This window comes from Kribbella koreensis, from assembly GCF_039525325.1.
In the GTDB taxonomy this organism is placed as follows: Bacteria; Actinomycetota; Actinomycetes; order Propionibacteriales; family Kribbellaceae; genus Kribbella; species Kribbella koreensis.
Map to the genome: position 1 here is coordinate 340040 of NZ_BAAAHK010000017.1, position 24241 is coordinate 364280.

The 24241-nt window shown below is 69.0% G+C and carries 16 protein-coding genes; 11 read left to right on the top strand and 5 right to left on the bottom strand.

What is annotated here, in order from left to right; translation table 11 throughout:
• The first annotated feature begins 51 nt into the window (after window positions 1-51).
• From ABD116_RS31090 to ABD116_RS31110, 5 genes are all read left to right on the top strand, one after another.
• Window positions 52-5337 carry a hypothetical protein gene (locus ABD116_RS31090; RefSeq protein ID WP_343978366.1) on the top strand — a complete coding sequence of 1762 codons (5286 nt, stop codon included), beginning with the start codon at window positions 52-54 and terminating at the stop codon, window positions 5335-5337.
• A gap of 9 nt (window positions 5338-5346) precedes the next feature.
• Window positions 5347-6279 carry an LLM class F420-dependent oxidoreductase gene (locus ABD116_RS31095; RefSeq protein ID WP_343978368.1) on the top strand — a complete coding sequence of 311 codons (933 nt, stop codon included), beginning with the start codon at window positions 5347-5349 and terminating at the stop codon, window positions 6277-6279.
• Window positions 6280-6435: 156 nt separating this feature from the next.
• Window positions 6436-9222: an aconitate hydratase AcnA gene (gene acnA, locus ABD116_RS31100; protein ID WP_343978370.1), complete on the top strand. Its 2787-nt coding sequence runs from the start codon at window positions 6436-6438 to the stop codon at window positions 9220-9222.
• A gap of 150 nt (window positions 9223-9372) precedes the next feature.
• Complete coding sequence (locus tag ABD116_RS31105; RefSeq protein ID WP_343978372.1) at window positions 9373-9963, top strand: DUF3558 domain-containing protein; 591 nt, start codon at window positions 9373-9375, stop codon at window positions 9961-9963.
• A 46-nt stretch (window positions 9964-10009) separates the two neighbouring features.
• Window positions 10010-10564, top strand: a complete 555-nt coding sequence (locus ABD116_RS31110) for a HEAT repeat domain-containing protein (protein ID WP_343978374.1) — start codon at window positions 10010-10012, stop codon at window positions 10562-10564.
• 13 nt (window positions 10565-10577) lie between these two features.
• On the opposite strand, the gene ABD116_RS31115 is transcribed toward ABD116_RS31110, so the two are convergent.
• Both ABD116_RS31115 and ABD116_RS31120 read right to left on the bottom strand, forming a co-directional pair.
• Window positions 10578-10988 (bottom strand): HIT family protein, encoded by a 411-nt coding sequence (locus ABD116_RS31115; RefSeq protein WP_343978376.1) that lies wholly within the window; start codon window positions 10986-10988, stop codon window positions 10578-10580.
• Window positions 10988-12889 (bottom strand): Na+/H+ antiporter, encoded by a 1902-nt coding sequence (locus tag ABD116_RS31120; protein WP_343978379.1) that lies wholly within the window; start codon window positions 12887-12889, stop codon window positions 10988-10990. The genes ABD116_RS31115 and ABD116_RS31120 overlap by 1 nt, the downstream gene beginning before the upstream one ends.
• Window positions 12890-13018: 129 nt before the next feature.
• Between ABD116_RS31120 and ABD116_RS31125 the strand changes: the two genes are divergently transcribed.
• Window positions 13019-14530, top strand: coding sequence for a CocE/NonD family hydrolase (locus ABD116_RS31125; protein WP_343978382.1), 1512 nt, complete (start codon window positions 13019-13021; stop codon window positions 14528-14530).
• A 4-nt stretch (window positions 14531-14534) separates the two neighbouring features.
• Here ABD116_RS31125 and ABD116_RS31130 read toward each other — a convergent pair whose 3' ends face one another.
• Both ABD116_RS31130 and ABD116_RS31135 read right to left on the bottom strand, forming a co-directional pair.
• On the bottom strand, window positions 14535-16061 hold the full coding sequence (locus tag ABD116_RS31130) for a hypothetical protein (protein WP_343978385.1): 1527 nt from the start codon (window positions 16059-16061) through the stop codon (window positions 14535-14537).
• 67 nt (window positions 16062-16128) lie between these two features.
• Window positions 16129-16623 (bottom strand): DUF402 domain-containing protein, encoded by a 495-nt coding sequence (locus ABD116_RS31135; protein ID WP_343978388.1) that lies wholly within the window; start codon window positions 16621-16623, stop codon window positions 16129-16131.
• A 67-nt stretch (window positions 16624-16690) separates the two neighbouring features.
• Between ABD116_RS31135 and rfbB the strand changes: the two genes are divergently transcribed.
• From rfbB to ABD116_RS31150, 3 genes are all read left to right on the top strand, one after another.
• On the top strand, window positions 16691-17686 hold the full coding sequence (gene rfbB / locus ABD116_RS31140; protein ID WP_343978391.1) for a dTDP-glucose 4,6-dehydratase: 996 nt from the start codon (window positions 16691-16693) through the stop codon (window positions 17684-17686).
• A 117-nt stretch (window positions 17687-17803) separates the two neighbouring features.
• Window positions 17804-19600, top strand: a complete 1797-nt coding sequence (locus ABD116_RS31145; protein WP_343978394.1) for a laminin G domain-containing protein — start codon at window positions 17804-17806, stop codon at window positions 19598-19600.
• A 43-nt stretch (window positions 19601-19643) separates the two neighbouring features.
• Window positions 19644-20276 carry a hypothetical protein gene (locus tag ABD116_RS31150; protein WP_343978397.1) on the top strand — a complete coding sequence of 211 codons (633 nt, stop codon included), beginning with the start codon at window positions 19644-19646 and terminating at the stop codon, window positions 20274-20276.
• Here ABD116_RS31150 and ABD116_RS31155 read toward each other — a convergent pair.
• On the bottom strand, window positions 20260-20778 hold the full coding sequence (locus ABD116_RS31155; protein WP_343978400.1) for a DUF402 domain-containing protein: 519 nt from the start codon (window positions 20776-20778) through the stop codon (window positions 20260-20262). The genes ABD116_RS31150 and ABD116_RS31155 overlap by 17 nt on opposite strands.
• A 157-nt stretch (window positions 20779-20935) precedes the next feature.
• Between ABD116_RS31155 and dxs the strand changes: the two genes are divergently transcribed.
• On the top strand, window positions 20936-22828 hold the full coding sequence (gene dxs / locus ABD116_RS31160) for a 1-deoxy-D-xylulose-5-phosphate synthase (protein WP_343978403.1): 1893 nt from the start codon (window positions 20936-20938) through the stop codon (window positions 22826-22828).
• 58 nt (window positions 22829-22886) lie between these two features.
• Window positions 22887-24164, top strand: coding sequence for a hypothetical protein (locus ABD116_RS31165; protein ID WP_343978406.1), 1278 nt, complete (start codon window positions 22887-22889; stop codon window positions 24162-24164).
• The last annotated feature ends 77 nt before the right edge of the window (window positions 24165-24241 follow it).

Here is a 24241-nt window from a genome sequence, read left to right on the forward strand (position 1 = left end):
GGTACCGTTCTGGCTTGAATCGCTGGATCTGGCACTTGAGCAGGAGAACCGATGCCGCTCGTCGACCTGGACGACCCGGAGGAGTTGCGCGCCCGCTGGAGCGCCCTCGCCGCGGTCGCCCATGCCACCGGCTACGACCGGCGCTGGTACGCGGACGAGCACGGCTGGTACCACCAGGACGAGACAGGCAGCGACCTGCGGATGGTGCGGCTCGACGGTGGGCGGGCGGTGCTGTTCGGGTTCCACACGCAGCACACGCAGACGGCTGAGGCCGACCTGCTCGCCGGTGCGCCGCCCTGGATCGGGCAGCCCGAGGTCAAGCGCCGGATGGCCGCGGGGGAGCTCGGGTTCGTCTACGGCAGCTTCAACGGGACATGGGCGCGGGCGTCGTACCCGGGTGACCCGTGGCAGCCGCTGGACGACGGCTTCCTGCCGATCGGGGAGTGGATCACCTCCGACGAGGAGGCCGCCCGCGAGATGATCGAGTGGGCGGCTGAGTGGGCCGACTACCTGGGCGGGCTCGACGAGCTGCTGCCGGTCGGCGTCCAGCTGATCCGCACTGCGGCGACCACTGGCATCACCCCCGAGTCCCTCCTCAACCTCTTCGACCGCCTCGGCATCGGCCCGCAATCGCCCCAGCACCCTGACCTGCGTGCTGCCTTGGCCGCTGCAGGGGCGTTCAGCGGTACCGCCGTCAGCTCCCCAGCACCTGCCGACGCCTCGCCGCGCGCCACGCCGGCACCAGGCCAGCCAGCTGGCGTATCCCCGCAGGGCGGGGCCACCCCCGAGGCGACCTATCAGCCCGCCCCTTCCGACCAGTACTCGACGCAGGCCGGGCAGCGCGACGCGTATCCGGCTGTGGAGGCACTGGTTGACGAAGCGGACGACGAGGAGTCCGTCGCGGTTCCGCCGGGCATCAGCCCGTTCACCGGCCAGCCGATCGGCGACGACGCCAACCTGATCATCGGCGGCAACGACCCCTACATCTCCGAGCCACCGGTTGCCTCCGAGCCGCCCTTCACCCCGGAACCGCCGCTCAACCCCGAGCCCCCGTTCCGCCCGGACTCGCCCTTCGCGCCGGACCCACCGCCGTACACCCCCGAGCCCCCGTTCACCCCGGAGCCCGACCCGGACCCGCCGTACCAGCCGGAAGACGCCGCCGCCCACAACGACGACTACGGCGTCGTCGCCAAGAAGCCCCGCCTCTTCCGCCGCCGCAAACACGAAGACCCCAACCCCCCACCCGCCACCACATCCCAGCCCAGCACGCCGCACGCGCCGGCTGCCGGTGAGCCATACCGGTCACCCGTGCCGTACAGCTCACCAACCGACGGCCCGCGCACGCCGGCAGCAGGCGACCAGTACGGGCGCTCCACCGGCGACCAGCCCGCGCAGGCCGACGCGGGCACTCCAGCGATGGCCCAGCTGCCGTCATCCGAGCCCCGAGTCGGCGGCCCGCTCAACGAGGGCGAGGACTTCTACGCAAGCCTCTTCGCCGACGCGCCGGCCGCCGCTACCTACGTACCGGACGTAATCCGCGACACCCCTGCCGGTGACGAGCCCTGGTCTGCCGACGACGCCACCAACGAGATCGCAGCCATCTCCGACGAAACCGGCGAAGTCCCGCCGGTCCCCAGCATCTCCGCCGCCGACGACACCGGCGTGATCCCCCCGGTCCCCGCCCCCGAAAACGAGCTCCCCACTCCCCAAAACCCCTTCGCCCCGCCCCCGTCGGTCGGCCATCCGGGCTCACCTGCCGCGCCCTCACCTATCCCCGAAGCAACACCTCCGCCTGCGCAGAGCCCCTTTGCTCCGCCGGCGTCGGCGGGCCACCCGGGCTCATCCACGGCGCCCTCATCCACCGAAGCTGCCCCTCTGGCTGCGCAGAGTCCCTTCGCTCCGTCTGCGTCGGTCGGCCATCCGGGCTCATCTACCGCGCCCTCATCCACTCCCGAAGCTGCGCCTCTGGCTGCGCAGAGCCCCTTTGCTCCGTCTGCGTCGGTCGGCCATCCGGGCTCACCTGCCGCGCCCTCATCCACTCCCGAAGCCGCATCTCCGGCCGCCCGGAGCCCGTTCGCCAGCCACCCAGACTTCCCCGGCGGGGCCGGGGACACCGACGCTTGGCCTGGCGCGGCGGCTGAGCCGCCAGCGGACGCTAGGTCGGCGCAGGACGCCCAGCCGACTGCTGGTCCCGGCGCGCTGGAAGCGCGGTCGACAACCGACACCGGACGGCTCACGGACGCCGGGTCGGCTCCGAGCGCGGGCACCGGCCGCGCCGAGAGTGCATCGGACGCCGATCAGGACGGGCTGATTGCCGTCGACGCGGATGCCTCGGACGGGCGCTTCGGTGCAGGGCCAGGTGGGGATGCGCAGCTGGGCTCCGGTGGGGGCTCGTCGCTGCATTCGGTCGAGGGCTTTGGCGACGGCGATGCCGCCCGGACGGCAGCCGTCGGCGGGATGACGAATGGCACGCGGTCGGCGGATGGGGTCGGCGTCGGGCTGCCGGGCGAGGGGCCGGAGCGGCTCGATGCGGGTGGTCCGGGGAGCGGGCCGGGTGAGGCTACGGGAGCCTTCGAGGATCGTACGGAACTGCTGGAGGCCAGCCCCGAGCCTGTACCGGAGGCCGCTGCCGGCGACGAGCGCATGGCGTCGGTGGGCGGGTCCGAGGTCGCGCCCGAGGCCGGATCCGTGCCGGAGCGCGAGCTAGCCCTGGGGCGGGGGCTGGCCGGATCCGCGCCGGAGGACGAGCTAGCGCCAGAGCGGGAGTTGGCGCCGGAGCGGGAGCTAGCCCCGGGGCGGGAGCTGGCCGGATCCGCGCTGGAGCGCGAGCTAGCGCCGGAGCTAGCCCCTGAGCGGGAGCTAGCGCCGGAGCGGGAACTAGCGTCGGAGCGGAAGTTCCCGCCGGAGCGCGAACTAGCGTCGGAGCGACGGCGGGAGTTGGCGTCGGAGCGGGAGTTGGCGCCGGGGCAAGAGGTAGGGCGGGAGCCCGGACCAGCGGTGGAGTCGGGGCTGGTGCCGTCGGCGGAGCTGGCGTCGGAGCCGGAGTCAGGTGGATCGGCAGGGTCGGAGCCGGAGGCGGAGTATGTGCCGGAGGGCCGGGCTGAGCCGGCGAAACCGGAGTGGATCGGGGGCGCCTGGATCAATGGCGTGTGGGTGGAGGACGTCGCCGCGTACCTCGCGGCTCAGCACGCCGCTGGTCCGGCCAAACCTTCGGTAGAAGAGCTGCCCACGGAGGACTTCAGCCAACTCCCGCCGCTTGACGACTCTCCGACCGAGGAACACGTCCTCGGACCCACACCCCACGAGCAAGCCTCGGACGACCCCCCGACCGAGGAGCAGGTGCTCGGGCTGGATCGTCTCGACCAGAGCCCGGCAGCTTTTGTGCCGGAGGGTCGGTCGGCTGAGGAGCGGGTGGTCGGGGTCGCTGGTCTCGACCAGGGGCCGGCGGATTCAGCGCTCGACGAGCCGCCGACCGAGGAGCAGGTGCTCGGGTTGGATCGTCTCGACCAGGGTCCGGCAGCTTTTGTGCCGGAGGGTCGGTCGGCTGAGGAGCGGGTGGTCGGGGTCTCCGGTCTCGACCAGGGGCCGGCAGGTTCGGCGCTTGACGAGCCGCCGACCGAGGAGCGGTTGCTGGATCTCGCGCAGTTCGAGGCCGCCGGGGAGCCGGCGGCGGAGCAGGTCCAAGGGGTCGATCCGTTCGCGCGGGCGGGCGACGAGGCGCCGGGTGACCAGTCGGCGGCTGAGGAGTCGGCGGCTGAAGGGGCGGCTGAAGAGGGGTCGGACTACGACGAGCGGTTCGAGCTGGCGGCTGACGGCGGGTCGGGGGACGGGCTCTCGGAGCGTGCCGATGAGGTTCGGGCCGTCGAGGAGCCGGTGACCGAGGAACACCTTCAAGCGGTCAACCCGTTCGAGCAGGCCGCCGAGCGAGTCTTCGGAGTCGCGGCCAGGGGGTCTGGCGATGCGGCGGCTGAGGAGCGGCTGGCGGGAGTACAGGCTGAGCCGGAGGAGCCCGGGGACGGACTGACGGGCGGGGATCAGCTGGTCGGGGAACCTCAGGGTGAGGTTGAGGGTGATGCTCCTACGGCCGAGATTCCGGTGGTGGTCGAGCAGGATCCTGAGGACGAGTACTACGCGGACCAGCGGTCACCGTTCGCGCCGGAAGCGCGGGACATCCCGCCGGGCGGGTTCAGCAGTCTCGAGCCGCTCGGCGACTTCGACTACCGGCTGGGCGAGAACTTCCATGACGAGATCCTCGGCGAGCCCGACTGGACCGCCGACCAGCTGGGCGAACCGCAGCAGGCAGGCGACAGGCCTCAAGAGCCGCTGCAGCAGGCTGCGCACGAGGCGGACGAGCCACGCGAGCAGCCGCAAACCCTGGGCGAGCCGCATGAGCTGAGCGAGCCGCATGAACTGAGCGGGGTGCAAACGCCGGGCGAGCAGGATGAGCTGGGCGACGCGCACCAGCTAGGCAAGGCGCACCAGCTAGGCGAGGCGCAAGGGCTGGGCGGCGGCGAGGCGACAGGGCAGGACGACGAGGCAGCGCAGGGCGAGGCGGCAGGGCAGGACGACGAGGCAGCGCAGGGCGAGGCGCCGGAGCAGGAGGGCGTGCTCGAGGTTGGTGCGGAGGCCGAGGCGCGGCAGTCGGAAGAGCAGGAGCCGGCGGCTGACGATGATGTCACGGCCCAGTTTGAGGCGATCCGGGACGAGTACGAGCCGCAGCCGGAAGACATGGCTGCGGCTGCGGTCGAGGGCGACGCGCAGCCAGAGCGCCCAGAGAAGCTGGTGGTACCGGACGAAGGCCGTCCTGTCGCGATCCCAGGGGTTGGGGTCGTGGGCGGGGAAGGGCCGCGGGTCGAGACACCGGCTGGTTCGATCGAGGAAGCCATGCGGGCCGAGGTTGAGCGTCCTCGGCCGCGGCCCAAGGAATCGGACGCGTTCAGGGCGCTGCGAGAGTGGTGCCGGGCGCGGACCAAGGTTGTACCGTCCGGCTTCACCATCCAGGTGCAGGTGCTCGACCCGGCGGCGCCCAGTTACCGGTTCGATCTGGAGCCGCCGGAGGTCGACGACCCGGAGTACGGGGCTGAGAGGCTCACCGAGCTGCTGGGTGACCTGTGGCTCGCAGAGTCGCAGAGTGAGCAGGGTGGCTGGCTGTTCGCGCGGATGGACGCGGCCGGCCGGACGCTACGGATCGACCGTTGGTACGACAGCGTGCCCGACTGGTGGGACAACCCGGTCGAGCCGCGGCTCGACGTCGACGGCCTGGTGCGGCGGCTCAACGGGCGCGGCGCCGACTGGCAACCGTCGTACCTGGAGAAGCTGTACACCAGCGCGAGATAGCGTTGCGGCATGTTGCTCAGGATCTTCACCGAACCCCAGCAAGGTGCCTCGTACGACGACCTGCTGGCGGTCGCCCGCAAGACGGAGGAGTGCGGTTTCGACGCGTTCTTCCGCTCGGACCACTACGTCGCGTTCGGCGACCGCGACGGCCTCCCCGGCTCGACGGATGCCTGGATCACGCTCGCCGGACTCGCCCGCGAGACCAGCCGGATCAAGCTCGGTACGTTGGTCAGCCCGGTCACCTTCCGCCACCCCGGCCCGCTGGCGATCTCCGTCGCCCAGGTCGACCAGATGAGCGGCGGCCGCGTCGAGCTCGGTCTCGGCGCCGGCTGGTTCGAGGAGGAGCACCAGGCCTACGGACTCGACTTCCCTGACACCCTCGGTCGCTTCGACCTGCTGACCGAGCAGCTCGAGATCATCACCGGCCTGTGGGACACACCGGTAGGGGAGAAGTACAACTTCGATGGCGAGCACTACCAGCTCGTCAACTCGCCCGCGCTCCCAAAGCCGGTCCAGCAGCCGCACCCGCCCGTCATCATCGGCGGCGCCGGCAAGAAGCGCACGCCGGCGCTGGCCGCGAAGTACGCCGACGAGTTCAATGCCGGCTTCCGCTCAGTCGACGAGATCAAGACGATCTTCGGCCGGGTCCGGGCAGCCTGCGACGAGGCCGGCCGCGATCCCAAGACCCTCACCCTGTCGACCGCGCACTGCGTCGTCGTCGGCAAGGATGACGCGGACGTGAAGCGCCGCGCCGCCGCCGTGGGCCGCAACCCCGACAACCCGCAGCCGGACTCGATCATGGGCACCCCCGCGCAGGTCATCGACCAGCTCGGCCACCTGGCGGCCGCCGGATCCCAGCGCCAGTACGTCCAGTTCCTGGACCTGACCGACCTCGACCAGCTGGAGCTGATCGCTGCCGAGGTCCTCCCCAAGGTGTCTTGATCCGGAGGCCAGAAGCAGCGGAAGTGGCTCGATGTCGTGTATCTTGATGTCGAGAGAGTTTGTACGGCGAGGTTAGGGGAGCCTGACCTCGCGGCCGGGCCGGTGGCTCGGCAGGATGGGTTCAGCGGATACAGGACCGGATAGAGGAGCAGGTTGATGGCCAGCGTCGACAGCTTCGGTGCCAAGGGTGCACTCGAGGTCAACGGAACGTCGTACGAGATCTTCAGGTTGGCGGGTATCGAAGGCGCTGAGACGCTGCCGTACTCGCTCAAGGTGCTGCTCGAGAACCTGCTGCGCACCGAGGACGGCGCGAACATCACCGCCGAGCACATCACCAAGCTCGGCAACTGGGACGCGAGCGCGGCGCCCGACACCGAGATCCAGTTCACCCCGGCCCGGGTGATCATGCAGGACTTCACCGGCGTGCCGTGTGTCGTCGACCTGGCCACCATGCGCGAGGCGGTCGCCGAGCTCGGTGGCGACCCGACCAAGATCAACCCGCTGGCGCCGGCCGAGCTCGTCATCGACCACTCCGTCATCATCGACGTCTTCGGCCGGCAGGACGCCTTCGAGCGCAACGTCGAGCTGGAGTACGGCCGCAACAAGGAGCGGTACCAGTTCCTGCGCTGGGGCCAGACCGCGTTCGACGAGTTCAAGGTGGTCCCCCCGGGCACCGGCATCGTGCACCAGGTGAACATCGAGCACCTGGCCCGGACCGTGATGGTCCGCAACGGCCAGGCGTACCCGGACAGCTGTGTCGGCACCGACAGCCACACCACGATGGTCAACGGCCTGGGCGTGCTCGGCTGGGGCGTCGGCGGTATCGAGGCCGAGGCCGCGATGCTCGGCCAGCCGGTCAGCATGCTGATCCCGAAGGTGGTCGGCTTCAAGCTCACCGGTTCGGTGCCGGCCGGCGCGACCGCGACCGACGTGGTGCTGACGATCACCCAGATGCTGCGCAAGCACGGTGTGGTCAGCAAGTTCGTCGAGTTCTACGGCGACGGCGTCGCGGCGGTGCCGCTGGCCAACCGCGCCACGATCGGCAACATGAGCCCGGAGTTCGGCTCGACCTGCGCGATCTTCCCGATCGACGACGTCACCCTGGAGTACCTGCGGCTGACCGGCCGCGGCGACGACGAGGTCGCCCTCGTCGAGGCCTACGCCAAGGAGCAGGGCCTGTGGCACAACCCGGCGATCGAGCCCCGCTTCTCGGAGTACCTGGAACTGGATCTGTCGACCGTCGTGCCGTCGATCGCCGGCCCGAAGCGGCCGCAGGACCGGGTCTCGCTGAGCGAGGCCAAGGAAGGCTTCCGCGGCGCGCTGGCCGACTACGCCAGCCACGAGGACGGCGCCGAGGTCGACCCGTCCGAGCTGGGCAGCTTCCCGGCCAGTGACGCGCCGAACGGCCACGGCCACACCGACGACGACCCGCACGTGCCGCACGGTGCGGGCGACGCGGGCCGCCCGGTGAAGAAGACCAAGATCAGCCTGAACGGCCAGGAGGTCGAGCTCGACCACGGCCACGTCGTGATCGCCAGCATCACCTCTTGTACGAACACGTCGAACCCGTCCGTCATGCTGGCCGCCGCGCTGCTGGCCAAGAACGCGGTCGACAAGGGCCTGACCAGCAAGCCGTGGGTCAAGACGTCGCTCGCCCCGGGGTCGAAGGTCGTCACCGACTACTACGACAAGGCCGGCGTCACGCCGTACCTGGAGAAGCTCGGCTTCCACCTGGTCGGCTACGGCTGCACCACCTGCATCGGCAACTCGGGCCCGCTGCCCGAGGAGGTCTCGGCCGGTGTCCAGGAAGCCGACCTCGCGGTCGTGTCGGTACTGTCCGGCAACCGCAACTTCGAGGGCCGGATCAACCCGGACGTGAAGATGAACTACCTCGCGTCGCCGCCGCTGGTGATCGCCTACGCGCTGGCCGGCACGATGGACTTCGACTTCGAGACCGATGCGCTCGGCCAGGACACCGACGGCAACGACGTGTTCCTGAGGGACATCTGGCCGGCGGCCGACGAGGTCGAGAAGGTGATCGCCTCCTCGATCAACAAGGAGATGTTCACCAAGGACTACGCCGACGTCTTCGCCGGTGACGAGCGCTGGCAGTCGCTGCCGACGCCCGAGGGCAAGACCTTCGCCTGGGACGCCGAATCGACCTACGTGCGCAAGCCTCCGTACTTCGACGGGATGGCCAAGGAGCCGTCGCCGGTCACCGACATCACCGGCGCGCGGGTGCTCGCCAAGCTCGGCGACTCGGTCACCACCGACCACATCTCCCCGGCCGGCTCGATCAAGGCCGACGGCCCGGCCGGCAAGTACCTGGCCGAGCACGGCGTGGACCGCAAGGACTACAACTCGTACGGTTCCCGCCGCGGCAACCACGAGGTGATGATCCGGGGCACGTTCGCCAACATCCGGCTGCGCAACCAGATCGCGCCCGGCACCGAGGGCGGCTTCACCCGCGACTTCACCAAGCCGGACGCGCCCGTCACCTCGATCTACGAGGCGTCGGAGTCGTACCTGGCCGCCGGTACGCCGCTGGTCATCCTGGCCGGCAAGGAGTACGGCTCGGGTTCGTCGCGCGACTGGGCCGCGAAGGGCACGGCACTGCTCGGCGCGAAGGCCGTCATCACCGAGTCCTTCGAGCGCATCCACCGGTCGAACCTGATCGGCATGGGCGTCCTGCCGCTGCAGTACCCCGAGGGTGAGAACGCGGAGACCCTCGGCCTGACCGGCGAGGAGACCTTCGACATCACCGGGGTCACCGCGCTCAACGACGGCGGCATCCCGCGCACGGTGCACGTCAAGGTCACCGGCACGGACGGTTCGGTCAAGGAGTTCGACGCCGTGGTCCGGATCGACACCCCCGGCGAGGCCGACTACTACCGCAACGGCGGCATCCTGCAGTACGTGCTGCGCTCGCTGATCGCGAACTGAGTCAGAAGCCGGTACGGCGTACCGCGGGCTGTCGTCCGTGGTACGCCGTACCGGTCTGTTCACGGCACAGGTTGCTCTTGGTAACAAAGTCCTGGTTAGCTAACGGTGCCTCGGCCGGGCGGGTCGGGGTTCCAGATCCGGGGGGATACGTTGCGTTACCCAGCGATTCTGCTCGCCGTGGTGCTGCTGGTCGCGGGCTGCGCGGCCGAGGAGCCGACCACCTACGGCCCGACCACCGCCGGGCCGACCATCCGGCCGAAGACCACCGCGCCGATCGACGAGTCGACGCTGCCTCCGATCGTGGAGGAGTCGACCGCGCCGCCGAAGCCGCTGTGCGAGATCTTCAGTACGGCCGAGATCACCAAGACACTCGGCCTCGCCGTCCGCAAGGCCGTCACCAGCAAGAACGGGCCGTACATCACCTGCACCTGGAACACGGTGAAGCCGGTGGAGGGTCCCGGCGTCGTCACGATCACCCGCGGTGATGGCTCGCTGTACGGCGCCTTCACGCAGAAGATGATCGCCGACGCGAAGGCGAAGAAGGCCCGCGGCAAGAAGCTGCTCGAAGGCGTCGGCGACCAGGGCTTCGCGATCGGCGCGTCGGTCAGCGGCATCCCGATCTGGTACGCCGCGGTCGAACACGCCGGCGTCCTGACCGGGGTGCAGATCTCCGGGGCGGGCAGCAACTCGAGCGTCGGCACGATCAAGGCATTCATGATCGAGGTGCTGGCGCGCGGCTGAGCTGTGGTGCTCAAAACTGTCGGCGGGGTCCGATTTACTGAATGGCATGGAACGGGAGCATCCGCGTGAGGTGATCGCCGCCGCCTGCGCGCAGTACGGCCAGGACGTGGTGATCGACTGGTGCGTCGCGTTCCTCACCGGCGAGATCTCGGGCGAGGACGCCTACGGCCCGGACCTGCCGAAACTGGTGGCGATCACCGGCTCGGCGAACCCGGGCGGCTGGTCCCAACCGGTCGATCCGGTGAACTACTACTGGATCCGGGTCTGGGCAGCGCGAGCCCTGCTCTACGTCTGGCGCGACGACGCCGTCGAGGCGCTGGCCGCGGTCGCCGACGACCCAGCCTGGCGAGTCCGCGAACACGTCGCCCGGATCACGGCCCAACGCGAGCTCGGCCAGCTCGTCGACGCACTGCTGCCGATGCTCGATCACGAGCTACCGCGCGTCCGGGCGGCCGCAGTACGGGCGATTGGCGCGGCGGGAGAGTACGAACACGCCCGTGCCGTCGAGGGTTTGCGCGATGATCCGGACAACGCGGTCCGGGTCGCGGTCGAGCGCGCACTGGAGAGACTGGAGCGCCGGCTCGACCGCGAACTGGGCTGAACTCGGACGGATCCTAGAGTGCGTCGCGCAACTTCTCGGCGTACTGCGCTGCTTCGGCGTCGTCGGTGTACTTGGTGCGGGGCCAGAAGAAGCCGCGGAGGCCGTCGCCCTTGGTGCGGGGGACTACGTGGACGTGGAGGTGGGGCACGGACTGGGAGACGACGTTGTTGGCGGCAACGAAGGAGCCCTGGGCGTCGTACGCCGTACGGACCGCAGCCGCGACTGATCGGGCAGCGCTGAAGAGCGGGACCATCAGGTCGTCGGGCAGCTCGACCAGGGTGGCGATGTGCTCGCGGGGGACCAGCAGGGTGTGGCCTTTGAAGACCGGCCTGATGTCGAGGAAGCCGAGCACCTCTGGGGTGTCGTAGACGATGTGGGCCGGTGTCGAGCCGGCGATGATCGAGCAGAAGAGACAGTCCGCCATCAGCCCAGCTTCTCGTCTACGAAGCACCAGCGCCAAGTCTCGCCCGGTTCGAAGCTGCGCATCACCGGGTGCGTGGTCTCGTCGAAGTGCTTGCTCGCGTGGCGGGCGGGCGACGAGTCGCAGCAGCCGACGTGACCGCAGCCCAGGCACAGCCGCAGGTGGACCCAGGTGCCGCCGTCGCGCAGGCACTCCTCGCAGCCGTCGGGCGTGTTCGGGGTGAGTACGCAGGGCGCGCTGGCCAGGTGCTCGCACTCGGCGACGGGCGACGGGGGAGCGCTGAGGTTCTCCGACGTACCGCCGACGTCGTCGGCCTCGGCGCGGTCCAGGATCGACTCCTCGATGTCGAGCGCGATCTGCGCGCGCTGCAGCACCTCGTCGGCGACCAGGCCGTCGTCGCGGACCTTGAGGATGTGCGCCCGCTCGGTCTCCAGCATCGCCATCCGCAGCCGGCGATACGCCTCGCTCGGCGTCTCGAGATCGGTCTCCGGCCGGCCGAGCCGTTCCCACGCGGCGAGTGCGCGGGATTCGCCACGTTGCCTCAGCAGGCTGACGACCTCCGGCGGGTCGCTCGGAGTGACGAGCTGGTCGAGGGTCTCCTCTGCAGCACGGTGAGCGCCCTGCAGTACTGCGGCCTCCTGCAGCGCGTCTTCGGCCGGGTCGGGGCCGGGCAGGCGCAACCGGCGTACGAGCCAGGGGAGCGTCGACCCTTGGAGCAGCAGCGTCCCGGCGGTGACGACGAGGGCCATGAAGACCAGTACTTCGCGATGCGGGGTGTCCTCGGGAAGCACGAAGACGGCCGCCAGCGTCACCACACCGCGCATGCCGGCCCAGGAGACGACCACGAGCGCCTGGACGGAGACCGGCCCGGGCCGGGAGCGGCCGAGGATGCGCCGGGACAGATAGGTGACCGGGAAGAGCCAGATCGGGCGGAGCAGGACGGTCGCCGCGAAGACGCCGAAGGTGGCCGTCGCGATGGTCCAGGCCGAGAGCGGGCTGCGGGAGAGGTCGTCGAGGATCCACCGGGTCTGCAGGCCGATCAGCAGGAACACCGTGTTCTCGAGCAGGAACTGGAAGGTGCGCCAGTTGGTCCGCTCGGAGATCCGCGACGCCGCCGACTGGATGATCGGCGCCTTGTGGCCGAGCAGCAGACCGGTCACGACGACAGCCAGCACGCCGGACGCATGCACGTAGTGGTTCTCGGCGGCGACATACGCGATGAACGGCGCGGTCAGGCTGAGCGTGGTGTCGAGTACCGGATCGGTGAAGCGCTTGCGGACCTTGGCGAGCACGAAGGCGCACACCAGGCCGATCGCGACGCCGCCACCGGCCGCGCGGAGGAAGTCGAGTCCGACGTGCAGGAAGGTCGGCGTGATCAGGGCAGCGGCGATCGCGGTCCGCAGGCAGACCAGGGCGGTCGCGTCGTTCAGCAGGCTCTCGCCCTCGAGGATCGTGACGACCCGGCGGGGGAGGCCGACCTTCTTCGCGATCGCGGTGGCCGCGACGGCGTCGGGCGGCGCGACGACGGCGCCGATCGCGAAGGCGGCCCACAGCGGCAGCGGGTCGTCGCTGACCATCGACGGGCCGAGCAGCCAGTACGCGACCAGGCCGACACCGAGGGTCGTGAACGCGACCAGTCCGACGGACAGCAGTCCGATCGAGCGGCGGTGCTGGGAGAAGTCGACCAGGCTGGTCTTGATCGCCGCGGAGTACAGCAGCGGCGGCAGGAAGCCGACCAGGACGACCTCATGGGACAGCTCGACCCGCGGCACGAACGGCAGGTACGAGGCCGCGATCCCGATGACGACGAGCAAGAGAGGAGCCGAGATCCCGATCCGCCGGGCGAGAGCGGCACCGGCCGCGACCACGGCGACGAGAGCAACGATCTCGATCGCGATATCCACGCGCACAGTGTCGCAGGCCACGCGGACTGCTGTTGCATGGTTCGCCCACAGCGGAGATCACGAACTGTCCGAGCGGCCTGCCATCATCTAGCGTGTGCGCATCGGCACACTCTGATCACTGGGGGTCACATGTCCCGCCGCCCGCTCCGCAGCGTCAGTTTCCGTACGGCCGTCAGCCTCGCGCTTATCGGGTCGGTGGTCATCGCCGCACCGGCCCACGCGGCCGGACCGGTGACGACCAACGGATGCGTCGCGAGCGTGCCTGAGCCTGGTACGACGACGCCGGTGCGGATCTGCTACTCGCTCTTCCAACCTGTCGGGGCGTCGGCGGCGCACACCGTGCCGCTCATCTTCCACAGTCATGGGTGGGGCGGGAGCCGGACCAAGGACGCGGCTGCTTTCAAGTCGTGGCTGGACGCTGGGTACGGCGTACTGAGCTTCGACCAGCGCAGTTTCGGGGAGTCGACCGGGGTCGCGCACGTGATGAACCCGGAGCTCGAGGGGCGTGACGTGGTGAAGCTGGTCGATCTCGTCGCCGGGCTGGACTGGGTGACGAAACAACGGCCCGGTGATCCGCTGATCGGGGCGATCGGTGGGTCGTACGGGGGTGGCTATCAGTTTGCGGGGGCCTTTGCCGAGGTGCGTGACAAGGGCCGGACTCGCTTCGACGCGCTGGCGCCTGAGATCACTTGGTGGGATCTCAAGGAGAGCCTGGCGCCGTCGGAGGCGGCCCGGACGATGTGGCTGTCCTTGCTCTACGCGGGTGGCGGCACGCATCTGCCGCCGGCGGTGCAGGCCGGGTTCGTCGCGCTGATCACGACGGGGCAATGGCCGGTCGGCCAGGCGGGCCGGGACCTGGATGCGTTCTTCCGGAAGAACGGGCCGTCCTGGCAGGTCGCGCACGGGCGCAAGCTCGACATCCCGGTGATCATCGGGCAAGGGCTGTCGGACAACCTGTTCAACCTCAACCAGGGGCTGAAGAACTTCGACCAGGCGCTGACCCCGCGGGCTCGGTCGAAGTCGATCTTCGTGGGCTACAACGCGGGTCACACGCTGCCGAGCATCGTGCCGCCGGGGTTCGTGACGCCCGGGGATCCTTGCTCGATCGCTTTGGGGAGCCCGACGTTCGCGGCGCTGGAGCAACGGTTCATGGCGTTGAACTTGAAGCACGAGTCCACTGGATTGAGCGGCTTCGGCAGCTATCACCTGGCGACCGCGGATGGCCGTTGCCTTACGCAACGACAACTCGGCGTCAATTCGCAGTACCGGTTGGGGGCTGTCAAGGCGTTGACGACTGCTGTGGCTCAAGGGCCGATCACGGTGGCGGGCGTGCCACAGCTGAGGGCCCGGGTGAGCAGTCTGCTGCCGAACGCGGCCGCCTTCTTCGCGCTCAGCGTCGGCACGACTCCGCTGGACGCGAAGATCGTGCAGAACAACACGATGCCGCTGCGCGAGAAGCGTCCCGTCCACGGCGCCCGGCGCACGGTCGACCTGCCAGGGATCGCGGTCGACGTACCGGCCGGCAAGACGCTCTTCCTGACCGTCTCTCCGGTGGCTGACATGTTCGCCGGACAGAACGGTCAGGTGCCGAGTTCGCTGCGGCTCGACGACGTGTCGCTGCGCCTGCATCGAGTCCGGTGACCCGCTACTTCAGCTGGTAGGCGCGGATCAGCGTCTGGTCGACGGTGGCTCCCGTGGTCCCGGTGAGCTGTGCCCGCAGGGAGACGTAGGCGCCTTTCGGAGTGCCGAACACGGCGACGAAGGTGCCGTTCTTCCGCCGGATCACGGCCGCCTGACGCCAGGTCTTGCCGTCGTCACCGGAGTACTGCAGCTTGGCTGCCTTGGGCGCCGGTACCCCGTCCCGCGAGTCGGCCTGGAAGGGCAGCACGGTCAGCGGCGTACGTCGTACCAGGTTGGCGGCATCGATCGACGGGCGGAAGCGGACGGTCTGCAGGGGCAGGTCCGTCACTGCGACGACAGACTGCGAGGGGAAGGTCCAAACCGCCGAGCCGCGCACGGACAGCTGCGACCAGCTCGGCCGGGAGTACTCGGCTTCGAGGCGGTAGCTGGTGGATTTGCTGGGCAGACCAGTCGCAGTGAGCCTCAGGTCGGCCGATGACTTCACCAGGCGGCCATCGGCGTACAGCCGCATCGCGTCGGTATCGAGGGGAGAGTAGCCGGGGTGGCCGTCCTGATCACTGTGGGACATCAGATCGAACATCATCTGGTTGTGCTGCCGCTCGGCCCGGCCGAGGAAGCGCCACGTGGGATAGAAGGGGGCCGCGTTCCAGCGGCGGCCGGCGGCAGGGAGTTCGTCATAGCCGAAGACATCGGTACTGCGCGAGCCGCCGAGTTCGGTGAGCTCCACGTCCCACCGAACCGGATCCAGGTAGTGCGTCACGGTGCCCGAGTGGCGAAAAGGAAACTCCGCGACCGCTCCGGGAATCTCGCCTGCCGAGGCGGACATCAGCTTCACCAACGGCCGGTCGGAGGTTCTCGTGTGCTGTGAGACGACCTTCGTCAGGCCGGACTCGCGGACGACCCGTTGATAGCCAGTCGGAAAGCCCGAGATCCGCTGCGAGAGGTCGTAGCTGAAGGGGGTGTCGGCGAAGTCGCCCTTCGGCCCGGGGACGGCCCAGTGCGAGCTGATATGGGATACGAGGCTCATCCCGGTGGGGATCGGGCCGACCTGTGCGGTGAACAACCGATGCCCGGGCTCGGCGTGCGCCGTGTCTGCCACCCCGGCGTCGCCCAGCCGCGCTATGTAGTCGACGTGGATGGCGTCCATCACCCGCGCCGACTTCCGCGGGACCGTGGTGCTCACCGGCTTCGCCTGCCGGGCGTCCACGACGATGACCTGCTGACCGTTCACCTGCAGTCCAGGCTGGAGGATGCGGTAGCTGTCGCCGTTGGCCGCCGGCACACTGCTGTCGAGGAGATAGCCGCCCTTGGGCACCCGGACCCGGGCATGGCCGTTCGTGACCGTGATGGTGCCCGGGTCCTCGCCCGATTCGGTGAGCGGAGACAACAGCAGCTCGGCATTGCGCGCGAGCCGGCCGTCCGGGCCGATCACCGTGAAAGACAGTTGGTACTTCGCCGGCTCCTGCGCCGTCGCCGGCACACCTCCGGTGGTCACCAGTACTACGGCCAGACCGGCCGCAATTCGTCGCATCGCCACTTTGACCCCCAGATCGTTTCCCTGGTTGACGCCGGGGGAGGGCGCATTGTTCGCCGCGCTGCTAGCGCACTTTGTCCAGGTAGGTCTTGAAGACGGTGAGGAAGGGTTCTTCGGAGGCGACCGCCGTGACCAGCCGGTCGGCGGTGGCCTGGGCCTGGGCGATCACGTCCGGCGGGTAGTTGTACTTCACCTGGTGCTCGGCGAACTCGTCCTCGTCGTCGATGTAGATCGAGCCGTCGCGCTTGCGGATGACGTCCAGGTCGAGGTCGATCATCGTGAAGACGTCGTCGCCGAACTCGACCGGTGTCGTCACGTCGCAGTAGATCTCGGTCGAGCGCGGCTCGTCGTTGAAGATGGCGGTGAACCAGAGGTCCCGCGGGAACAGCTGGACGTGCGCTTGGTCGTGGTGCACCTCCGGCTCGTCGCCGCGCTGGGACACCGAGCTCGGCGGGGCGCCGAGCCAGACGCCGTACCGGTCCTCGCCCAGGTACTGCATCCACTGATGCCAGTGAAGCTTCTCGTCGAACTTGCGATAGACCACCCGGACGTTCCGCATGGCGTCACCGTACCGGTGCACGCGGTCACCCCGCCGCCGGATTTCCGCGCTGGCTATCCTGAGCCGCATGCAGCGGATGCTCGTCACGGGTGGGGCAGGATTCATCGGCTCGAACTTCGTCCTCGACACGCTGCGGCGCTTCCCCGACCTCGCGATCACCGTGCTCGATCTGCTGACGTACGCCGGCAGCCAGCGCAACCTCGACCAGGTCTCCGACCGGATCACCTTCGTCCACGGCGACATCTGCGACGCCGACCTGGTCGACGGGCTGGTCCGCGACACCGACGTACTGGTGCATTTCGCCGCCGAGTCCCACGTCGACAACTCGCTGAACGACCCGTCGCCGTTCATCCGGACCAACATCCTCGGCACCTTCACCCTGCTCGAGGCGGTCCGCCGCCACGACAAGCGGCTGCATCACATCTCCACCGACGAGGTGTTCGGCGACCTCCCGCTGGACTCCGTGGAGCAGTTCACCGAGCAGACGGCGTACGACCCCTCGAGCCCGTACTCCGCGAGCAAGGCGAGCTCCGACATGCTCGTCCGCGCCTGGGTCCGCTCGTACGGCGTCGCCGCCACCCTCTCCAACTGCGCGAACAACTACGGCCCGTACCAGCACGTCGAGAAGCTGATCCCGCGCCAGATCACCAACGTCCTGCTCGGCGACCGGCCGAAGCTCTACGGCGCCGGCGACAACGTCCGCGAATGGACCCACGTCGACGACCACAACGAGGCCGTCCACCGCATCATCGCGAACGGCACCATCGGCGAGACCTACCTGATCGGCTCCGGCGACGAGCGCAGCAACAAACAGATCATCGAACAGATCCTCACCCTGATGGACCAGCCCGCCGACGCCTACGACCACGTCCCCGACCGCCCCGGCCACGACCTGCGCTACTCCAACAACACCACCAAACTCCGCACCGAACTCGGCTGGCACCCCACCTACGACTTCACCACCGGCCTCACCGCCACCATCACCTGGTACCGCGAAAACCCCACCTGGTGGAAACCCGCCAAATCCCAGACCGAAGCCAAGTACAAACTCCTCGGCCGCTGACCCCGCCGTTGCAGGTTGCTGCAACTTTCCACGGTTCGGTAGACGCTCGCCTCTGTAGCCCTCAGGCTGTTGCGGCCGACCGGCTACTGGAGCCCGGTGTGTCATGGGGAGGGCTCAATGGGCTGGTGGGGTGTACGCGGCGCGCGCGGACTGGGTGTGGTCGCGGCGCTGGGGCTCGTGATCTCAGGGCTGACCGGGCTGCCGGCCGCGGCTGAGGATCCACCGGTCCCGCCGGCCGCACCGCAGATCACCTTGAGCTACAACGGCGTCGAGATCGCCAATTGCTTCAACCAGACGGTCTGCCCGAAGACGGCCGTCGCCGGTGAGCCGGTGACCGTCACGATCACCGCCACCTCGCCGAACGTGGTCAGGCACCGGGTCCGGTTCAACTCCACGGTCGAGGACCTCGACGGCGCGAACCTGACGCTGTCCCTGATCCCGCCCAGTGCGGGCTGGAACACCCTCGACGTGCAGAGCATCAACGAGATCGGCCAGTTCGGTACCTCGGCGAACTTCCTGTTCAACGCCGGACCGCGGCCGGGACCGATCGGCTCGTGGTCCTTCGACGACGGCTCCGGGACGACGGCCGCCGACTCCGCCACTCCGGCGCATCCGCTCACGGTCGTCAACGGCGGAGCCTTCGACGGCAAGGGCCGGATCGCCGGATCGCTCGCGCTGGACGGGACCGACGACTATGCCGAGGCGACCGAGCCGGTGGTCGACACCTCGAAGAGCTTCACGATCTCAGCCTGGGCCAGGCCGACCAAGGCCGGCCAGACCGGCGTGATCGCGGCCGTTGCCGGCACCAACAGCAGCGCCTTCGGCCTGTACTACGACGCGTCCGCCAAGCGATGGGCCTTCGCCCGCAGCTCCGCCGACGTCAAGAACCCGACCTTGTACCGTGCCTTGTCGACGGAAGCACCGGTCAACGGCGCGTGGACCCACCTGATCGGCAGCTACGACGCCGCGACGGGATCGCTCGAGCTGTTCGTCAACGGTCGGCTGCAGCAGACGGCATCCTCACCGACGGCCGTGGCCTGGCACGCCGTCGGCCCGTTGACCGTCGGGCGGGCCAAGTACGCCGGCGCTTTCGCCGGCCAGTTCGCGGGATCCATCGACCAGCTCCAGATCTGGCAGCGCTTGCTCGTCGCCGAGGAACTCCCCAATCTGGTGGAGCCCCGGACGGGCCCGAGCGGCAACGACCGGATTGCTGCCGGTACGGCGGCGTACTGGCCGCTGGACAACGCTCTTCAGGGTTCGGGCAACGCCTGGCGGACCCCGGAGCTGGTGCGTGGCGCAGACCTCACCGTCGCGGGCTTCGGTGCCGGCAGCAACCAGTCCGGCGCCTTCGTCAACGATGCCGAACGCGGACGGGTGCTGCAGCTGACCGGCCGGTCCCGCGAAGCCGTCAGCCTGGACCGCCCGGTCGTCGACGCGAGCGGCAGCTTCACCCTCGCGGTCTGGGTCAAGGTCGGCGATCCGGCCAAGCCGATGGTGGTCGCGCGACAGGGAACCACCGGCAAGGACAGCTGGCGGCTGGAGTACCGCCCGGTCGACCAGTTCAGCAGCCAGTGGGTGTTCGCCCGGGGCGACACGGCATCGACCACCGAGACGCTCGCGATCGGGACCGTCGACCGCGAGGAAGTCGGCGGCTGGCATCTGATCAGCGCCACCTATGACGCCCGGGCGGGTGGCTCCTCCGCCAGCATCGGGCTGGCCCTGGACATCCGCACGATCGGGCAGACCTCGTACCAGGCGAGCCCGCCGAGAGCCGGCAGCACGGTGGTCGGCGCGGGCCGTACCAGCGGCAAGTCCTTCGCCGGCAGCGTGGACGATCTCCGGCTGTACGCCGGTGTCGCATCGCAAACGAGGCTCTGCGAAGACTACCCAGGTCTCGACAACTGCGGCTCCTGACCTTTCTATGGTCCGATGAGAGTTCGATTGATGGTGGGGCGCGATGGCAACGTGTGAGCGCGTGCTGTCGCTGGTGGATGCGGCGCAGGGGTGGCAGCGGGAGATCGCCGACCTGCAAACACGCGCGGAGAAGCTGGAGACTGGACTCGTTGCCAGTCTCCGGCTGAGAGTGCACTTTCGTAGCCCGGACCACTGCATCGGCGTACGAGTCAAAGGTCTGGAGGGCTCCACGCTGTCGGTTGAGGTTTCGTTGCCAGCCGGCATCGTGCACGAGCGCGAGAAGTTCCTGCTGAGCCACTTGCAGGACGCCGTGGACGCCGCCGACACCTACGCCCAGGCCCGTGGCCGCGCCGACGATCTGTGGGCCGTCTGGCAGATCTTCATCCGGCTCTGCTCGAACGACACCCCGTACCAACGCTGGATGGACGCCTACAGCCTGGCTCACCACCAGCCGACGTCCCTGCCCACCCTCGGCTGCCCCAACTGCGGCGCCCACAATCTGCGCCTCGAATTCGAGGTCAAGGACCCCTGCGCCGCGTACGGCACCGCCTACTTCTGGTGCAACACCTGCCTGACCGGCCCGATGCCGGCCCCGGCCCCCCTCCCACCCCAAGCCTCCACAACCCCCTGGGGAACCCTCAACCCACCGAACTACTCGATCATCCCGGACAGTTGAGCGCGATCGCGCGGAGCTTTTCCAGATAGGTCTGGTAGACCGTGGTGAAGGGTTCGGCGGTGGCTATGTTGGCTACTACCCAGGCGCAGGTTGCTTGGGCGGTGGCGATGATTTGGGGTGGGTAGTTGTAGAGCTTCTGGTGGTGGAGGAATTCGTCTTCGTCCATGACCTTGATGGTGCCGTCGCGGAGGAGGCGGATGTCGAGGTCCAGGTCGACCGTGGTGACGGAGTCGACGCCGAAGACGGGTGGGGTGGTGATGTCGCAGTAGATCCGGGTGGGGTGCGGGGTGTCGTTGAAGAGGGCGCTCCACCATTGGCCTCTTGGGTAGAGGCGGACCCGGTGGTGGTCGATGGTGACCCAGGTGCCGTCGGCGCGCTGGCCGCGGGAGCCGGGGAGGGAGCCTACCCAGAGGCCGTGTTCGTCCTCGCCGAGGTTGATGGACTCCAGGAGGCGGTGGGGCGTGCCGTCGTACTTGCAGAAGAGTGTCCTCACCATCTCCATAGGTGTGACTTTAGGTGAGGGTGGCATCACAAGCGAGCAAGCGGGGTCGGTGAGCCTGGGGGAGTGTGAGAAACGCATCTGACGGCCTGCTGAGTTCGGAATCGTCGCTGTCCGTGCATAGACTCAAGCGTTCGAGGACAACCTGCGGAGGAGCTCGATGCGCGTTCTGGAGACCGTCGATGGCCCGGCGGACCTCAAACGGATGACCGACTCGCAACTGCGTGAGCTGGCCTCGGAGATCCGTGACGTTCTGGTCGAGACGGTGTCCCGGACGGGTGGGCATCTCGGGCCCAACCTGGGCATGGTCGAGATCACCTTGGCAATGCACCGGGTGTTCGAGTCGCCCCGGGACCGGCTGATCTACGACACCGGGCACCAGACGTACGTCCACAAGCTGCTCACCGGCCGGGCGGCCAGGTTCGACACGCTCCGTCAGGAGGGTGGCCTGTCCGGCTACCCGAGCCAGGCCGAGTCCGAGCACGACGTGGTGGAGAACAGCCACGCCTCGACCAGCCTCTCGTACGCCGACGGGCTGGCGAAGGCCTATCGGCTCAGAAAAGAAGACCGCCACGTCGTCGCGCTGATCGGTGACGGCGGGCTGACCGGCGGGATGGCCTGGGAGGCGCTCAACAACATCGCCGCGGCCAAGGACCTCAAACTCGTCATCATCGTCAACGACAACGGCCGCTCCTACAGCCCGACCGTCGGCGGCCTCGCGACGCACCTGACCAGCCTGCGCACCAACCCGCGGTACGAGAAGATCCTCGACCTGGTCAAGAAGAACCTCGGCCGCACGCCGTACGTCGGCCCGCCGATGTACGAGGTGCTGCACGGCGTCAAGAAGGGCCTGAAGGACATGCTCGCCCCGCAGGGCATGTTCGAGGACCTCGGCCTGAAGTACGTCGGCCCGGTCGACGGCCACGACCGGCAGGCGATGGAGGACGCGCTCACCAAGGCCAAGGCGTTCGGCGGCCCGGTGATCGTGCACGCGGTCACCCAGAAGGGCTTCGGGTACGCCGCTGCCGAGCAGGACGAGGAAGACAACTTCCACCAGGTCCGGCCGAAGAGCAAGCCGCGCGGCTGGACCGACGTGTTCGCCGACGAGATCATCGAGATCGGCCACCGCCGCCCGGATGTCGTCGCGATCACCGCCGCGATGCTGCACCCGACCGGCCTGGCGCCGTTCGCCGAGCAGTTCCCCGACCGCATCTTCGACGTCGGTATCGCCGAGCAGCACGCGGTGACGAGTGCGGCCGGCCTCGCGATGGGCGGACTGCACCCGGTCGTCGGCCTCTACGCGACGTTCCTCAACCGCGCCTTCGACCAGCTGCTGCTCGACGTCGCCCTGCACAAGTGCGGTGTCACCTTCGTGCTCGACCGGGCCGGCGTGACCGGTGACGACGGCGCGAGCCACAACGGCATGTGGGACATGTCGATCCTCCAGGTCGTCCCCGGCCTGCGGCTGGCCGCGCCCCGCGACGGCACCCGGCTGCGTGAGCTGCTCAACGAGGCGATCGAGGTCGACGACGCCCCGACGGTACTTCGCTACGCCAAGGGCGAGGTGTTCCCCGACATCGAGGCCATCGACCGCGTCGGCGGCAGCGACGTCCTGGTCCGCACCGGCACCGACGTCCTCATCATCGGCATCGGCTCGATGGCCGCGACGGCCGTGGACGTGTCGACCAGGCTGCAACAGCAGGGCTTCGGCGTCACCGTGGTCGATCCGCGCTGGGTGAAGCCCGTCGACCCCGCGCTGGTCGAGCTGGCCGGCAAGCACAAGTTCGTCGTCGTGATCGAGGACAACGGCCGGGCCGGCGGCTGTGGCGCCGCGATCTCGCAGGCCCTGCGCGACGCGGGTGTGACCACCCCGGTGCGCGACTTCGGCATCCCGCAGGAGTTCCTCGAGCACGCCAAGCGGGACAAGATCCTGCAGGAGATCGGTTTGACCGGCCAGGGGCTGGCCCGGGACGTGATAGAGCTGATCGCCAAGCAAGGGGACGCGATCACCAGTGAGTCAGACACCGCGAGCGGCAGGCCGGGCGGGGCCTGACGGGGGACCGGCGAGGGGGCGCCACTCCGCGGCTCCCCGGCAGCGCCGGCTCTGGCCGTTGCTGCTCTCGCTGGTTCTCGTCGCCGGAGCCGTCGCCGGTGGGCTCGCCCTGCACAAGTCCAGCGCCGACTCCGACCAGGCCATCGCCTCGCCGAAGACGTCCGGCCCGCCGGAGATCGACGAGACGGCCCGCGCGGCCGGAGTGAACAAGGTGCTGCTCCGCCGCGCCCAGGCGGTCCAGCGCAACAACGAGCAGGAGTTCCTGCAAGACGTCGACCCGGCCAACAAGACGCTGCGCCAACGGCAGACGCTGCTCTTCGAGAACCTGCGGCAGTTCGGGTTCGCGACCCTGCAGTACGAGCAGCTCCAGGAGCAGTTCGACCAGCGGCTCGTGGACAAGTACGGCCCGTCGACCTACCTGGTCGGTGTCGTGATGAGGTACCAGATCAAGGGCATCGACCCGCAGCCGGTGCGGACGATGCTCGGCTACACCTTCACCCAGAAGTCCGATGGCAGCTGGCTACTGGTGTCCGACAGCGACATGGACCATCTGCTTCCGCGCGGATCGCACCAGGAGGCCTGGGACCTCGGCCAGATCCTGGTGAAGCGCGCGCCGCGGGTGCTGATCGTGGTCGAGCACAACCAGACCAAGCTCGCGAACAACCTCGCGGCGAAAGCGGTCAGCGCGGTACAGGCCGTCAGCAAGGCCTGGCCGGGTGGCTGGACGGGCTCGGGCGTGGTCATCGCGCTGGACGACAAGATCGTCCGCGGCGCCGACTACACCGTGCCGAAGAACGCCGAGGACGCGCTCGCGATGGCGACCTGGGTGTACCGGACGCTGCCCGGCGAGGTGACGGCGATGGGGGAGCGGGCCGACTCGTACGTGGTGATCAACCCGCGCAACCGCGACAAGGTCGACGCCCGGACGCTGGCCCACGAGTTCACGCACGTGGCGACGGCGCCGTACGGGGCGTACGCGCCGCGCTGGCTGGTGGAGGGCGCGGCGACGTACGTCGAGTTCCTGCCGATGGCCGGCGAGGAGAACCTGGCGCTGGACAAGTACCGCAAGGAGGTCCAGACGAAGTACCTGGCCAAGACGAAGGGGCTGCCCGCGGACAACGTGTTCTTCAAGGACTCGGACAGCTCGTACCCGATGTCGTGGCTCGCGGTCGACTACCTGTTCCGACATTTCGGCGGCGTCGAGGTGGGCACGCTCTACCAGGAGATGGCCTCGCTCGGCAGCACCCAGGCCGAGCGCAACCGGATCATGCTGGAGCACCTCAACCTCACCGAGGGCCGCCTCTTTCTCGCTCTGAAAAAAGAGGCGGGCATTTAGGGGCAGTCTGTATACCCGGCGTGTCGGTGGTGGAAACTGTAGGAGCGAGTAGGGTAGCCGGGCTGTAGCAGGACGGG